The sequence below is a fragment of the Bacillus cereus group sp. N21 genome (assembly GCF_016483395.1).
Lineage (GTDB): Bacteria > Bacillota > Bacilli > Bacillales > Bacillaceae_G > Bacillus_A > Bacillus_A pseudomycoides.
In genome coordinates this window covers 1-13,466 of record NZ_JAEHBX010000020.1, presented here as the reverse complement: position 1 = coordinate 13,466, position 13,466 = coordinate 1, and the positions used below count along the sequence as shown (strand labels likewise).

Genomic DNA, 13,466 nt, shown 5'->3' with positions numbered 1-13,466 from the left:
AATGAATTGGTACGTAATAATCCCAATGATAATTTCTTTTATCGTTGTATTTTTAATTGGTGTATATGCATCAAGACGTGTACAAGCAACCGCTCATAATAAATTTTTACAAGAATATTTTCTTGGAGGACGTGAGCTTGGCGGTCTATTATTAGCTATGACAATGATTGCTACGTACGGTAGTGCGAGTAGTTTTATCGGTGGACCTGGAATTGCATACAATATGGGGCTTGGATGGGTATTATTATCAGCAATCCAGGTTGTAACGGGTTACATTGTCTTGACGGTAATTGGTAAAAAGTTTGCAATCATTGCAAGAAAGATGGAAGCAATTACGCTTATTGATTATTTAAAAGGAAGATATAATCATAAAGCAGTGGTCATTCTTTCAGCAGTATGTATTATTATCTTTTTATTTTCAGCAACAGTTGCTCAGTGGGTTGGAGGCGGAAGGTTAATTGAATCGTTAACAGGTCTTTCGTATACAACGGCTTTATTTCTTTTTACATTCTCTGTACTTGTATACGTTTTAATTGGTGGATTCCGCGCAGTTGCTTTATCTGATACATTGCTCGGCATTATTATGTTAGCAGGTACGACAATTATTTTAATTGCAACAGTGATTGCTGGTGGCGGGATTGAAAAGATTATGCAAGAACTGGTTCGAATTAATCCCAATTTAATTACACCATTTGGTGCAGATGGCAGTTTAACGAAAACGTATGTGACATCATTTTGGATATTAATTGGTGTTGGTGTTGTTGGATTACCGCAAATTAGCGTGCGTGCGATGTCTTATAAAAATTCAAAAGCAATGCATCAAGCGTTAATAATTGGCACAGTTGTAGTTGGTACAATTATGATTGGCATGCATTTAACAGGTGTGTTTGCGCGCGTGGTGCTTCCAGGTGTAACTGTACCAGACAAAGTAATGCCACTTCTTGCACTGGAAGTATTACCACCTTGGCTTGCTGGAATCTTTTTAGCTGCCCCAATGGCAGCAATTATGTCCACTGTAAACTCACTATTACTACTGGTGAGTTCATCCATTATTAAAGATATATATGTGAACTATATAAATGAAAATGCGGCGGATACAACAATAAAAAAAGGAAGTCTATGGATTACGGGTATCATTGGTTTACTTGTATATGCCGCAGCTATTAAACCGCCAGATTTCTTAATATGGTTAAACTTATTTTCCTTTGGTGGCTTAGAAGCAGCATTTATTTGGCCTATTGTTTTAGGGCTATATTGGAAGAGAGGGAATGCAGTTGGCGCGCTTGCATCCATTCTAGTTGGTGTTGGCTCTTATATGATATTCCACCTTTGTTTCCCAAAACCGTTTGGTCTACATACGGTCGTGTTTCCCATTTGTTTTGCTTTCATTGCGTATGTAATAGGTAGTATGTTAACTTCAAATAAAGTGAAACTTTAATTAGTGGGAGGCTTCATTTCCTACCTAACTTCTTTGTTTTGGCTGAATTTTGAGGTGGAAGTGTTACTGTCCGCAAATAGAGGGATAAAGTAGCATAAAGATATAGATTTGAATAAAATATACAAATTGGATAGGTTCTATATTTTTTAATCAATGATAGAAAAAGATGATTAGGTTGGGGCAAAAGAGTTTATGCTTTAACCAAATAAATTTGGTAAAAAAATAGGCAATATAGAAAGTAGAGCTCTTATAGATTCAATAAGAGCTCTACTTTTTATAATTAAAAACTTAATTATGATGCAAATTTATGTGTAGGATAGGTTGGATAGTTATTTTTATGTTTATGGAAAAGTTTTCGAAAAACAAATCCGTCTAGACCAACACGTCCAGCGTTATGTCCTGCAACTAAAATCAGTATAGACAATAGTATCATATTTGGATTTGTACTTATAGTTCCACTTAAAAGAAAAGCAGTGTTCATGATTAATCCGAAAAATGCTGCGGTTTTCGTAAGCCCTCCTAAAAGAAGACCAAGCCCAACTAAAATTTCTCCCCATTGTACGAGAAAGCTAAATAAATCAGCATGTGGAAGAGCAAAGTGTTGTAGAAAATCAGCCCACCAACCTTGTACAGCTGGATGATCTCCACTCGCTTTGGCAATTGCATCTTTTAAAAAACCGCTTGCGTCAAATGATTGACCGAAAAACTTCCCTAATCCAGCAGATAACCAAGCGTATCCTAAATATAAACGAAGGGGTAATAGAATAAATAAAGCTTTTTTGTTATTACGTAAAAAATCAATAAACATAATAAATTCCTCCGATGCATAATAAAATGTATTTACAAGTTTATTATGTATTTTTGTGAATCGAATCACAATGAACGAAATTTGAACAAATGGTTCAATCCAGTGGTTGTTTGAATAATTCATCGTTTGTTCAAAAAGCAGTGTGTGAATACAGTGTGATTTTAATTTATGGCGTATATGGTTTAAAAAATAGTTAACATGTATTTTGGTTTATACCATAATAAGAGGTGCAGGGATGGGGGGGAAGTGCCATGAAAAAGGTGCTTTTTTGGGGAGATCCAGGTATTGATGATTCTTTAGCCATTATGTATGGGCTATTACATCCTGAGATTGAAATCGTTGGGATTGTAACTGGATATGGAAATGTAACACAAGAGCAAGCAACGAGCAATGCTGCGTATTTAATGCAACTAGCAGGCAGAGAGGATATACCAATTATAAATGGAGCAAAAATGCCATTGTCAGGTGAATTTACAACATATTATCCGGAAATTCATGGAGCGGAAGGATTAGGGCCAATTCGCCCTCCAAAAACGATTCAACCAAATATTAAATCGTTTTGTGCAATCTTTGACATAATACAGCGTTATAAAAAAGAAATTATTATTGTTGATACAGGAAGATCAACAAGTTTAGCAACGGCGTTTATATTAGGAAAAGATATAATGAAAGATGTAAAAGAATATTACTGTATGGGTGGAGCATTTCTTGTTCCAGGGAATGTTACCCCTGTAGCAGAGGCGAATTTTCATGGAGATGCACTTGCTGCAAATTTAGTCATGCAGTATGCAAAAAACGTAACATTAATCCCTCTAAATGTTACAAGTGAATCAATCGTTACACCTGAAACTGTGCATTATATAAAAAAACATTCACAAACTGCATTTAACAAATTAATTGAACCTATATTTCAATATTATTATAAGGCATATAAGAAAATAAATCCGAAAATTACCGGAAGCCCCATTCATGATGTGCTTACGATGATGGCAGTTGTAAATACTTCTATGATTGAATATGTATATCGGAAAGTAGAAGTTGATTTAGAAGGTAGTGCAAAGGGGGAAAGTATCGCTGATTTTCGGCCACAACCCGATGCGAAAGCTCTTAAAAATTGGGTGCGAATTGGGTGGAAATTAAATTATAAGAAATTTGTTGAAAATTTTGTTCAAATTATGACATAGACATAATAGGAGATGACAAGTTAAAATAATAGAGACGATTATGTAGACAATCGTCTCTATTGTTTTGTTTATAACTATATATAACAGATAAAAGATAAAAGATGTAAATTAGGAGAGGGAATTCACTTGAGAAAAGTTATAATATGTGCGGGAATCATTGGTGTATTCGTAGTACTTATATCCGGTAACTTTTTAGTAAAAAAAGTTTGGAGCTCTAATAATGATGATGCTCAATTTATTGCCTCATTTGTTGAAGAACATAAAGATGAAAAAAATAGTGCCCTACTTATAAAGCGAAATGATAAAGTTGTTTATTCTGTGAATCCAGATGTCGTGTTACCAGTTGCGAGCACGATGAAGTTAATTGTTGCACTTGAATTTACGAAACAAGTTGTAGATGGGAGAATTGACCCAAATAGTTATGTGTCAATTGATGATGTAAATCGTTACTATATTCCAAATACAGATGGTGGTGCGCAGGATCGTTGGCAAAAGTATTTAATGAAAACTGGTAAAATGGATGGAAATGCAATTTCTTTAGAAGAAGTTGCGAAAGGGATGATGAAATTTAGTTCAAATGCAAATACAGAATATTTAATGGAGCGACTTGGACTAGATTATATTAACCAAAATTTACAAAACCTATCACTTCCTTCACATCAACCGTTATTTCCTATTGTTTCTTCTCTATACATTCCGGGATATTTGCATAAGGAACTGCATATTCCAAAATCTAAATTAGAGAAAAAGTTAAAAGAAATGTCTTCAGAAGAATATCGTCGTTATGCCATGTTAATACATGAACGGTTAAAAGAGAAAGGACCGTTATTACAAAAAGAAATTCCGCTCTATTTAGAAGGAAAATATGAAAAAATATGGTCAGATAAGTTGCCAGCTGCATCCGCAAATGATTATATGGTGCTTCTGGAAAAAGCGAATCATAAAAAAGGATTTACAAAGGCTGGAGAAAATGAGTGGGCAAATCTTGTTGAAACGGACATGAAAGCAAAGAAGTATCGTAAGTCATTCCGGCATGCTGGACAAAAAAATGGGTATACCCCATGGACATTAGCAAAAGCAGCTTATGCCACTGATAAACTTGGGAATTGTACAGAAATTGTATTTTTAGCAAATCAATTGGATGAAGATGATAGTACAGAGCTTCGTAAGCACTTACTGAATTTACAGTTCCAGGTGTTAAAAAGTGAAAAATATGATGCCACTGTTATTAAATAAACCCGATGCGTGAAGCATCGGGTTTATTTTTATCCCGCTATTTGTGGGCAGTAAGACCCCACTGATGGAAGTTTCACTTTATACAAGCACCTTTTCAAAAGCTCAGGGTATGATGATTAGTAATAACTGGGCGAAAGGGGAAAAGGTGATGAAACAAAATAAGGAGGAATTTATAAAGAGTGAGGGCGCTGATTTCCCTGGGGAAACCTATGCAAATTGTGTGCTACAGCATGTGTTTCAATTTCAGCGAGATTACTTGTTGCAAGAGATGTTTATGATTCATCGTGCTCATATTATCATGCTTATTGAGCAAAAATTAATGAAACAAAAAGATGCAAAAGTTATTTTAACAGCGTTAGAAAAAGTGGCACAAATTCCAAAGAGTCAATTACTGTATGAGAAGGAGCATGAAGATCTCTTTTTTTTAGTGGAGCATTTAATTGGGCAAGAAGCAAATCATAATTTTGTAAGTAATATGCATATTGGCAGGAGCCGGAATGATATGGGGGTCGCGATGTATCGGATGAGTTTGCGTCGCTATTTACTCCGTTATATAGAGCATTTTCTTCTTTTACAAGAAAGTGTGTTAGAAGTTGCGAATGAACATATGGAAACAATCATGCCTGCTTATACGCACACACAACCTGCCCAGCCGACAACATTCGGTCATTATATGTTAGCAATATATGATACAATGCATCGGGATTTAGAGCGTGTTTGGAAGGTATATCATCTTGTCAATCAATCTCCTTTGGGTGCAGCTGCTCTATCTACTACAAGCTTTCCTATAAATAGACAGCAGGTTGCAAAGTTGCTCGGTTTTTCAAGTGTTATTGAAAATTCATATGACGCTATTGCAAGCACAGACTATTTATTAGAAACAAGCGCGACACTTATGGTAGCGATGACGAATAGCAGTAGATGGCTCCATGATTTCTTACTACTAGCAACAAAAGAATACAATGGGATTACTGTTGCAAACCCATACGTACAAATCAGCAGTATAATGCCGCAAAAACGGAACCCTGTTTCCATTGAACATGCTCGTGCTCTCGCTAGCAGTGCACTTGGAGAAACTTTCACTGTATTTCAAATGATTCATAATACACCGTTTGGAGATATTGTTGATACAGAAGATGATTTGCAACCTTATTTGTATGAAGGAATCGAAAAGGCAATTCGTGTGTTTTGTATGATGAATGCAGTAATTCGAACGATGAAGGTGGAAGATGAAGTTTTAAGAACTCGCTCGTTTCAACATGCGATTACAATAACCGATTTTGCAGACGCATTAACAAAAAATTATAAGATTCCTTTTCGGCGTGCTCATCGTGCTGCAAGTGATATTGCAACAATGTCTATACAGCAGAAAAAAGAGTTACATGAACTGAATTTCACAGAAGTAAATATATATTTACAAGAAAACTTTCATGTAATACTTTCAGAAAAAGAATGGGATGATATTATATCACCAGAATCATTTGTTGAAAAACGGACTGTATATGGTGGGCCGAGCAAAAAAGAAATGGTACGTATGATTCAAAAGAGGAGAGAGTGTTTTAAAAACGAAGAAATTACATTCGAAAGGGAAAAACAACGGATCTCACAAGCTGAAAAAGAAGTAATGACGATAGTCTTGAATATTATTGAATCGTAAAAGCAGGATTTAATGAATGAATCGCCAATATTCTATTTAAATATAAAAATATAAATCCAAATAAACCCCTTCTTTTTAGGTGGGAGAGAGCATACGGCCATGCATAGAAACGGTCAGATCCTTTTCCTGCCTCATGCCAAGGTAAAACAGAGAGAGAAAATGAGTGTAAGTCACCTTTTCTTCTTCGTATCAACGACTTATATGTCGAAAAATCAAAAGGGATTTATATAGAAAGAAGAGATTGTCGATGATTCAATTACAGGTATATAAAGATGTTTCTTACTTTAAGAAGGAAGTCACCTCCATTTTGGAAATGAATGAGCAAGAAAATAATTTATTATTAGGGGTGTTACAGTCTACGGAGAATCCGTTGTTTATGGCAATAGCAAAGCAAAATGAAAAAATTGCTCTCATACTTCTTCAAACTGAGAAAAAGCAAATGATTGTTGCTAAATCCGAGATTTCGCAAGAGGCTATAGAGGGAATAGCGAAACAATTAACAAAGGTGTATCCAGATATACCGGGATTGATTGGTGAAAAGCGAGTGGTGAAACAATTAGCTGAAGAGATTGCAAAATTAGAACAAAAGAAGCTTTCTATTCGTATGAATCAAGGGGTGTATGAATTAAAAAAAGTAAAGAAGAAATGGGGTGAATATGGAGCTTTCCGGCGAGTAAACAGCGTTGAACTACCATTAATTGAAAAGTGGGTGCACCAATTTTGTGAAGATGTTCATTTGCCCACTACGGAAGAAAAAGCAAAACAAACTGCAAACACATTAGTAAGTACAAATCGGTTGTTTGGATGGGAAGTAGATGGGAGATTAGTTTCAGTAGCTGCAATTACAAGGTCTACTAAGAGTAATATTACAATCAATTTTGTATATACACCGAAAGAAGAACGTAAACAAGGGTACGCTTCTAATTGTGTAGCTGCCCTTAGTCAGCTCATGTTAGACCGAGGTTATAAAACAACTACTTTATATACAGACTTAGCAAATCCAACGTCGAATAAGATTTACCAAGAGATAGGATATGAACCAATAATGGAATCTGTATTAATATTTTTAGAACCGATAAGATAAAAGGCTCGCTTATATGCGAGCCTTTTGCTATGAAACTATTTTTCATCAATGCGAATTACGCCGCCAGATTCGAAATGGGGTGTATCTAAAAGATGGATAACCGCTTTAGCGACATATTCAGGGGAGAGTAATTTTCCTTCTTCTTTTAAAGCGATAAATCGATCTAAGTTAGTAAAATCTTCTTTTTCTGTTTGCCGAATTTGTTGCTGCATGTCTGTGTCAACAACACCTGGGGCAAAAGCAATTGTTTTTACTGGATATTCTTTTTCAGCTTCCTCTATAGCGACACATTGTGTAAACATGTTCACGCCAGCTTTCGTTGTACAATATGCTCCCCATCCAAAGTATGGTTTTTGACCGGCTCCTGAAGAAATGTTAATAATACGTTTGTCCACGTTCCAATTTTTCGTATGTTTCATAAACGAAGAAGTAAGGATCATCGGTGCAATTAAATTAATTTGTACATTTGCAATCAAAAGTTCACTTTCTGATTTTTCAATCGGTTTCATTGGTGCGAGGGTACCGGCATTATTAATCAAATGGATAGACGATACGTTTTCTTTTTCAATGGATGAAAAGATTGTTTCAAAATGAGTTTCTAGATTATGTACATCTTGGAGATCGATTGAGTGAAATGTTAAAGGAATATCTTTTTGTTTTGCTTTTTCAATAAGCTTTTCATTTTGTCTTCTAGAAATACAAATGAGTCGTGTATTTTCCTCTAATAATTGTGTAGCGATTGCCTCGCCTAATCCTTGTGAAGTACCTGTTACAATGACGTAGCGCATTTCTTTAAAACTCCTCCCATATTAAATGTAATAAGTGGTGTTGATAAGGTGTTTTATCTACATGTTATAGTATAGAGCATCTTATATAAAGAAATAAATCTCCTCATATGAGGAGATTTATTGTTTATTTTAAGGAAAGTAATCTTTTGAATAAAATGTTGTTTTCAAGATGTACATGCTGGAATAAATCAGATTCAAAATCTTCTAGACGATTATAAACCATACGATATGTGCGGCATGCATGCGCTGGAGGAGTAAAATCATTTGTAATGATTCGTAATTCTTTTATAAGATCGCCAGCTCCATCATGCTCTTGTTCTAATTCTTCAAGCCTTTCAATTGCCAAAATTAAATTTTCTTGAGTTGAATTTTGTTCGTATTTTTTGATAAGCGGGAATACAAGAGTTTCTTCTTTTATTATATGTTGTTCAAGTTCTAATTTTAATTCATGAAAAAGTCGGTGAACGGTACTTAAATGCGACTCTGTTTGACCATGTACGCGAAATACTTTTGTTACATATGGGCTCAGCTGTGGCAATTCTTCTTGAATATATCGATGATGTTTTTGGATAATATGGTCAATTAGTATAGAAAAATTAGCCTCACTCCAGTTTGTAGATTCATTATTTTTTGATTTATATAAAATATATTGTTCATTTAATAGCTTTAAAAGTTCATCAGGAGAAATTTCTTTTGTTTGTGTCGCTATTTCAATTGTTTTGTCCCCGCCACAACAAAAATCAATACGATGTTTTTTAAACAAATCACTTGCTTGTGGAAAAGTGGTAACTATTTCACCAACAATAGATGTTTTAGTAAAAGGTGTAGCCATATGAATCACTCCTCTGTTTATTTGTATGCTTTTAGCATAATGGATAAGAAAAGAGATCGAAGTGATTATAATCACAAATATAATGTAGAATTCATGAATGTTTTGTACATGCGGGGAGGAGTTGTTCAATCTGTTTGAAAAAGTAATGGTGGTGATTCTTCTTTTGAAAATGATATCGAATAAGCCTTGCTGAATTTCTTGCAACAAATGAAAAAAGAGTTGGAAATGCTCATGTTATAATAAACTAAGGTGGTGAGGAAATGAAACATAAAATGGGATTATATAATGGGCCATTTCAATCTATTCAATCTGGAAAAAAGGTATTTGAAGTACGCTTATATGATAAAAAGCGTCAGAATATACAAAAAGACGATAAAATCGAATTTACAAATCTAACAACAAAAGAAACAATTTGTGTAAAAGTAACTGAGTTAAAATGTTATCAAACATTTCAACAGATGTATGAAGACATTGATAAAGAGTTGCTGGACTGTGCAAACTGGAGTGTAGAAGAAATGCTAGCAAGTACATATGAAATATATACGAAAGAACAAGAGAAAAGGTGGGGAACAATTGCTATTGGGGTTGAAGTAATAGCATGATTCGAAATCGTAGCTCACTCATTTTGATACAAGAAAACAAGGTTGCTCTTATAAAACGTGTTCGAAAGAATGAAGTGTATTTTGTCTTTCCGGGTGGAGGGATTGAAGAGTATGAAACACCGAAAGAAGCGACAATACGTGAGGCTTATGAAGAATTAGGCGTGCATGTTGAAGTTCAAAAACTTGTTACGAAGTATGAGTATAAAGGCACTCAGTATTTTTATGAAGCTCGTATCATTGGTGGTGTTTTTGGTACAGGAAAAGGTGAAGAATTTACAAAGAGTGATAGGGGACAATACATTCCAGTTTGGATTCCTGTAAAAGAGCTATTAAATTTAAATATCAAGCCATATGAAGTAGCGAAAATGATATTTCATTGTTACAAAAACGTGAAGTCTGACGACATACAATAAAAACCATTGACATACATACCTGAATTCAGTATTGTATTCAGGTATGTGTTCAAAATCAGGAGGTTTTTATGAGTAATCAAACTACACATCATGTAAAAATGACAACAGCGGATCCATCTGGAATTGGTCTATTTGGATTAGCAATGGTAACACTTGTAGCATCATCACAAAAGCTAGGATTAACTGATGGCGTTTCATTTGTATTACCATGGGCAATCTTTTTAGGAGGATTTGCACAACTTTTTGCTTGCGTTCACGATGCAAAGCATAATAATACGTTCGGTACAACTGCTTTTGGTGCGTATGGTCTATTTTGGTTAGGTGTTGGGACATCATGGATAATTCAACTTGGTGTATTTGGCGAAAAACTGGCACAAGCCGTAGATCCAAAGCAACTTGGTGTTGCATTTATTGGGTACCTAATTTTTACAATTTTTATGACTATTGGAGCAATGGAAACACATAAAGTATTATTTATGATTTTTGTACTTATTGATTTCTTATTTATCGGTCTTTCATTTAGTACTTTAGGTGTTATGCCACATGCTATGCATAATTTAGCAGCGTATTCTGAACTATGTATTTCATTACTATCTTTCTATGGTTCAGCAGCTGCTGTATTAAATACACATTTTGGAAAAGTTGTATTACCAGTAGGAAAGCCATTTGGCATTTTTAAAAAATAAGAGTAGAGGAGCACGAATGACAAGAAGAGTCATTCGTGCTTTTTTTATATCGTGCCCAGTTAAGCTAAGTATTGCTTACTGGTGAAAGTCTAGGTAAGAACCAACTCGCCTAGTAGCTGATAGGCAACTAGTGGAGAAATTCTAAAGTTGAAGCCCTGGGAGAAAAATGTACAAAAAAATAGAGAATTCAGCTTTACTTTTATTATATCGATATGATATAGTGATTATAAACCATTTTACTTTTAATAATATAGAGATTTAAATGAGCTGTAACTTCAGAAGAGGATAGCAATGTTAAATCTCCTCTGCAGTTGCAGTTTTTTAATGTCGTTATTATTGTTGTAAAGTGGTCGAAAATGAATATGTACATATAGGTACATTGTAGGAGGATTTTTTCATGCAAAACGGTAAAGTAAAATGGTTTAACTCAGAAAAAGGTTTCGGATTCATCGAAGTTGAAGGCGGAGAAGACGTATTCGTTCATTTCTCAGCTATCCAAGGCGAAGGATTCAAAACTTTAGAAGAAGGTCAAGAAGTTACTTTCGAAGTAGAACAAGGTAACCGTGGACCACAAGCTACTAACGTAGTTAAGAAGTAATTGAATTGAAAAGAGAAGGGCTTGCCCTTCTCTTTTTTTTATTGTGCTTGATTCATTTCATTCTTTCGAATGTATGTTTATCCCGCTATTCGCGTGCAATAATACTCTCACCTCAACATTCGACGAAAACAAAGAAGCTAGACGAGAGATAAAGCAAACCTCGCTGATTAAAGCTTTACTCTATATACAAAAAAATTTAGTTATTTTTGTCTGAATATTCAAAAAATCTCGGAATCTTTTTTATAAATTTTGTTTTGTGTATTTGTACAGTGGGGAATATATAATTAAAAATATAATCAGATAAGGAAGAGGGATATGACTTGAATGAACCTAAATATTATATTGTCTTTGATGTTGAACGGAATTTTCGACCTTATAAATCGCAAGATCCCTTGGAAGTGGTTGATATTGGGGCAATCAAGGTAGAAGCAAGTACAGTGCGTATAATAGGACAATTTTCTTCACTTGTTAAACCAACCGCACCTCTAACCCGCCATACAACAAAATTAACAGGCATTACAAAGCAAGATTTAAAAGAGGTAGAAGTGTTTCCAGAGGTAATGGAGCGATTTCTTCAATTTGCTGGGGATGATTATATGTTTATAACATGGGGGAAGGAAGACTATAAATTTCTTGCGCAAGATTGTAAGCTACATCATATAGAATGCCCTAATATAGAGAATGAGAGGAAATTTGATTTGCAAAAATTTGTATTTCAAGCATATGATCAATTATTTATACATACACCAAGTTTAAAATTTGCGGTGGAACAATTTTCTTTAGAATGGGAAGGAAAGCAGCACCGTGCCTTTGCAGACGCTAAGAACACCTTGAATATCTTTCTTAAAGTATTCAAGGAAAAGGATATTTATAAGCGTTATAAACGAAATGAAGAGCTCGTACTTGTAAAGAATGGTTTATTAACTGAAAAAGCAAAAAAGAAAATGAAAAGATGGGTATTTAAAGAATTAAAGAAAAAAGAACACAGTCCATTTACTTGGGATGATTTTCAAAATAGCAAGACATGGGGGAATATAACGGAACGATATTATATTGATAATAACACAATACGACTTTTACAAAATTATTTTACTATGGCTGTAAAGAAAGGTGAGCAGCAGTTGCGAGTGTTAGAAGAGATAAATAACAAAATAAATGATGCATAGTCAAAAGTTAAAAGTGTTTGTGTAAATGAATATATAAAGAATTGTTTTTTTGTTAGGCTTCTTTAATTAGAATAACAATGATTATATACACGTATTTTTTGAGGTGAATAGATGAAAAAATTGTACTTAGTAATAAGTGTGCTTCTAAATTTTATTTTTGGTTTTCTTTTTGGATATGCTCTTTTAGGGGGGGATAACTGTTTATTTAATCAATTGTCTATTTAATGGTTGCTCAGATATGGTAGAAGAATGGGTGGATATTGTTATGGGTTTAGTTATTACTTTGATAATAGGTGGTATTCTTTTTCCGATGATTATATTTACGAACAGAAAGTTTTTACATGCTGTGAAGATGAGAAAAAACATTATTTTCTTGTCATTTCCCCTTTTTTTATTCTAGGTACTTTTTTTAGTTTTTCTTTAAGATCGAACCATATCGGTCCATTTTAAAGAAAGTGCGGCATTTCTCGTGATTATTCCCCTCTCATCAGTTGTTTCTTACGGACAATTCTCCTTGAGCTGTCTTCCTTAAATTCTGATATATTTTATTGTAGTTTAAAGATAACTGCTTTTCTTCAGTTCTAGTAGTTATACAAACAATAGCCTGATAGGATATATTGAAGAAATGTCATCTTTTTGAATTCTAATAGTAGGTTTTCGTGTCCGGATATGTATAGTAACCAAGGTACAGGCAAAGGGATGTGAGTAAAAATAAAAGAGCGCTACAGAATAGCGCTCAATAAAAACTATAATATGGAAGAGGGGATGTAATTGTAAAATAAAACTGGTCTGTGAATGACCCCTCCTTAACACTCTTACGAGTCGTTTGAAGAAGGGACTTCCTGTTTCATAGAGCGTTGCTGCTTGGGAATCCAAGCAGTCTTACATACTCTCCACAGGCGTCGTTTATACTGTTCGGACACAACCTTGCCCTACAGTTTCATTCTTCAGTCGTTCTCACAAGTAATTGCTCT

At 34.4% G+C, this 13,466-nt stretch carries 13 protein-coding genes; 10 read left to right on the top strand and 3 right to left on the bottom strand.

The genetic code is table 11. The annotated features are described in order from the left end of the window. Nucleotide 1: 1 nt before the first annotated feature. Nucleotides 2-1,438: a sodium/pantothenate symporter gene (gene panF, locus JDS96_RS13465; protein WP_199667117.1), complete on the top strand. Its 1,437-nt coding sequence runs from the start codon at nt 2-4 to the stop codon at nt 1,436-1,438. A 292-nt stretch (nt 1,439-1,730) separates the two neighbouring features. On the opposite strand, the gene JDS96_RS13460 is transcribed toward panF, so the two are convergent. Then, nucleotides 1,731-2,246 (bottom strand): DoxX family membrane protein, encoded by a 516-nt coding sequence (locus JDS96_RS13460; RefSeq protein ID WP_033798275.1) that lies wholly within the window; start codon nt 2,244-2,246, stop codon nt 1,731-1,733. Nucleotides 2,247-2,497: 251 nt separating this feature from the next. Between JDS96_RS13460 and JDS96_RS13455 the strand changes: the two genes are divergently transcribed. The 4 genes from JDS96_RS13455 to JDS96_RS13440 all read left to right on the top strand — a co-directional run bounded on the left by JDS96_RS13455 (nt 2,498) and on the right by JDS96_RS13440 (nt 7,407). Beyond that, nucleotides 2,498-3,430: a nucleoside hydrolase gene (locus JDS96_RS13455; protein WP_199667116.1), complete on the top strand. Its 933-nt coding sequence runs from the start codon at nt 2,498-2,500 to the stop codon at nt 3,428-3,430. Nucleotides 3,431-3,556: 126 nt separating this feature from the next. Continuing rightward, a complete protein-coding gene (locus JDS96_RS13450) occupies nt 3,557-4,666 on the top strand; it encodes a serine hydrolase (protein ID WP_199667115.1) in 1,110 nt (369 codons plus the stop codon). A 148-nt stretch (nt 4,667-4,814) separates the two neighbouring features. After that, nucleotides 4,815-6,323, top strand: coding sequence for an argininosuccinate lyase (gene argH, locus JDS96_RS13445; protein WP_199667114.1), 1,509 nt, complete (start codon nt 4,815-4,817; stop codon nt 6,321-6,323). 247 nt (nt 6,324-6,570) lie between these two features. Next, nucleotides 6,571-7,407, top strand: coding sequence for a GNAT family N-acetyltransferase (locus JDS96_RS13440; RefSeq protein ID WP_199667113.1), 837 nt, complete (start codon nt 6,571-6,573; stop codon nt 7,405-7,407). 35 nt (nt 7,408-7,442) lie between these two features. On the opposite strand, the gene JDS96_RS13435 is transcribed toward JDS96_RS13440, so the two are convergent. Beyond that, nucleotides 7,443-8,195, bottom strand: coding sequence for a (S)-benzoin forming benzil reductase (locus JDS96_RS13435; protein ID WP_003198974.1), 753 nt, complete (start codon nt 8,193-8,195; stop codon nt 7,443-7,445). A 124-nt stretch (nt 8,196-8,319) separates the two neighbouring features. After that, the gene (ric, locus tag JDS96_RS13430; protein ID WP_199667112.1) at nt 8,320-9,027 is read right to left on the bottom strand and encodes an iron-sulfur cluster repair di-iron protein; all 708 of its coding nucleotides are present in this window, start codon (nt 9,025-9,027) and stop codon (nt 8,320-8,322) included. Nucleotides 9,028-9,287: 260 nt separating this feature from the next. On the opposite strand from ric, the gene JDS96_RS13425 reads away from it, so the two are divergent. The 5 genes from JDS96_RS13425 to JDS96_RS13405 all read left to right on the top strand — a co-directional run bounded on the left by JDS96_RS13425 (nt 9,288) and on the right by JDS96_RS13405 (nt 12,492). Continuing rightward, nucleotides 9,288-9,629: an ASCH domain-containing protein gene (locus JDS96_RS13425; protein ID WP_018765372.1), complete on the top strand. Its 342-nt coding sequence runs from the start codon at nt 9,288-9,290 to the stop codon at nt 9,627-9,629. Beyond that, nucleotides 9,626-10,042 (top strand): NUDIX hydrolase, encoded by a 417-nt coding sequence (locus JDS96_RS13420; RefSeq protein WP_097795922.1) that lies wholly within the window; start codon nt 9,626-9,628, stop codon nt 10,040-10,042. Before JDS96_RS13425 ends, JDS96_RS13420 begins: the two co-directional genes overlap by 4 nt. A 68-nt stretch (nt 10,043-10,110) precedes the next feature. After that, the gene (locus JDS96_RS13415) at nt 10,111-10,728 is read left to right on the top strand and encodes an acetate uptake transporter (RefSeq protein ID WP_199667111.1); all 618 of its coding nucleotides are present in this window, start codon (nt 10,111-10,113) and stop codon (nt 10,726-10,728) included. A 397-nt stretch (nt 10,729-11,125) separates the two neighbouring features. Then, nucleotides 11,126-11,326, top strand: coding sequence for a cold shock-like protein CspB (gene cspB, locus JDS96_RS13410; protein WP_003198964.1), 201 nt, complete (start codon nt 11,126-11,128; stop codon nt 11,324-11,326). Nucleotides 11,327-11,646: 320 nt separating this feature from the next. Then, a complete protein-coding gene (locus JDS96_RS13405) occupies nt 11,647-12,492 on the top strand; it encodes an exonuclease (protein ID WP_018765374.1) in 846 nt (281 codons plus the stop codon). Nucleotides 12,493-13,466: the final 974 nt, after the last annotated feature.

Bases quoted from the DNA above. Each gene is read 5' to 3' on its own strand.
- panF (WP_199667117.1), top strand. From the start codon at position 2: ATGAATTGGTACGTAATAATCCCAATGATAATTTCTTTTATCGTTGTA.
- JDS96_RS13460 (WP_033798275.1), bottom strand. From the start codon at position 2,246: ATGTTTATTGATTTTTTACGTAATAACAAAAAAGCTTTATTTATTCTA.
- JDS96_RS13455 (WP_199667116.1), top strand. From the start codon at position 2,498: ATGAAAAAGGTGCTTTTTTGGGGAGATCCAGGTATTGATGATTCTTTA.
- argH (WP_199667114.1), top strand. From the start codon at position 4,815: ATGAAACAAAATAAGGAGGAATTTATAAAGAGTGAGGGCGCTGATTTC.
- JDS96_RS13440 (WP_199667113.1), top strand. From the start codon at position 6,571: ATGATTCAATTACAGGTATATAAAGATGTTTCTTACTTTAAGAAGGAA.
- JDS96_RS13435 (WP_003198974.1), bottom strand. From the start codon at position 8,195: ATGCGCTACGTCATTGTAACAGGTACTTCACAAGGATTAGGCGAGGCA.
- ric (WP_199667112.1), bottom strand. From the start codon at position 9,027: ATGGCTACACCTTTTACTAAAACATCTATTGTTGGTGAAATAGTTACC.
- JDS96_RS13425 (WP_018765372.1), top strand. From the start codon at position 9,288: ATGAAACATAAAATGGGATTATATAATGGGCCATTTCAATCTATTCAA.
- JDS96_RS13420 (WP_097795922.1), top strand. From the start codon at position 9,626: ATGATTCGAAATCGTAGCTCACTCATTTTGATACAAGAAAACAAGGTT.
- JDS96_RS13415 (WP_199667111.1), top strand. From the start codon at position 10,111: ATGAGTAATCAAACTACACATCATGTAAAAATGACAACAGCGGATCCA.
- cspB (WP_003198964.1), top strand. From the start codon at position 11,126: ATGCAAAACGGTAAAGTAAAATGGTTTAACTCAGAAAAAGGTTTCGGA.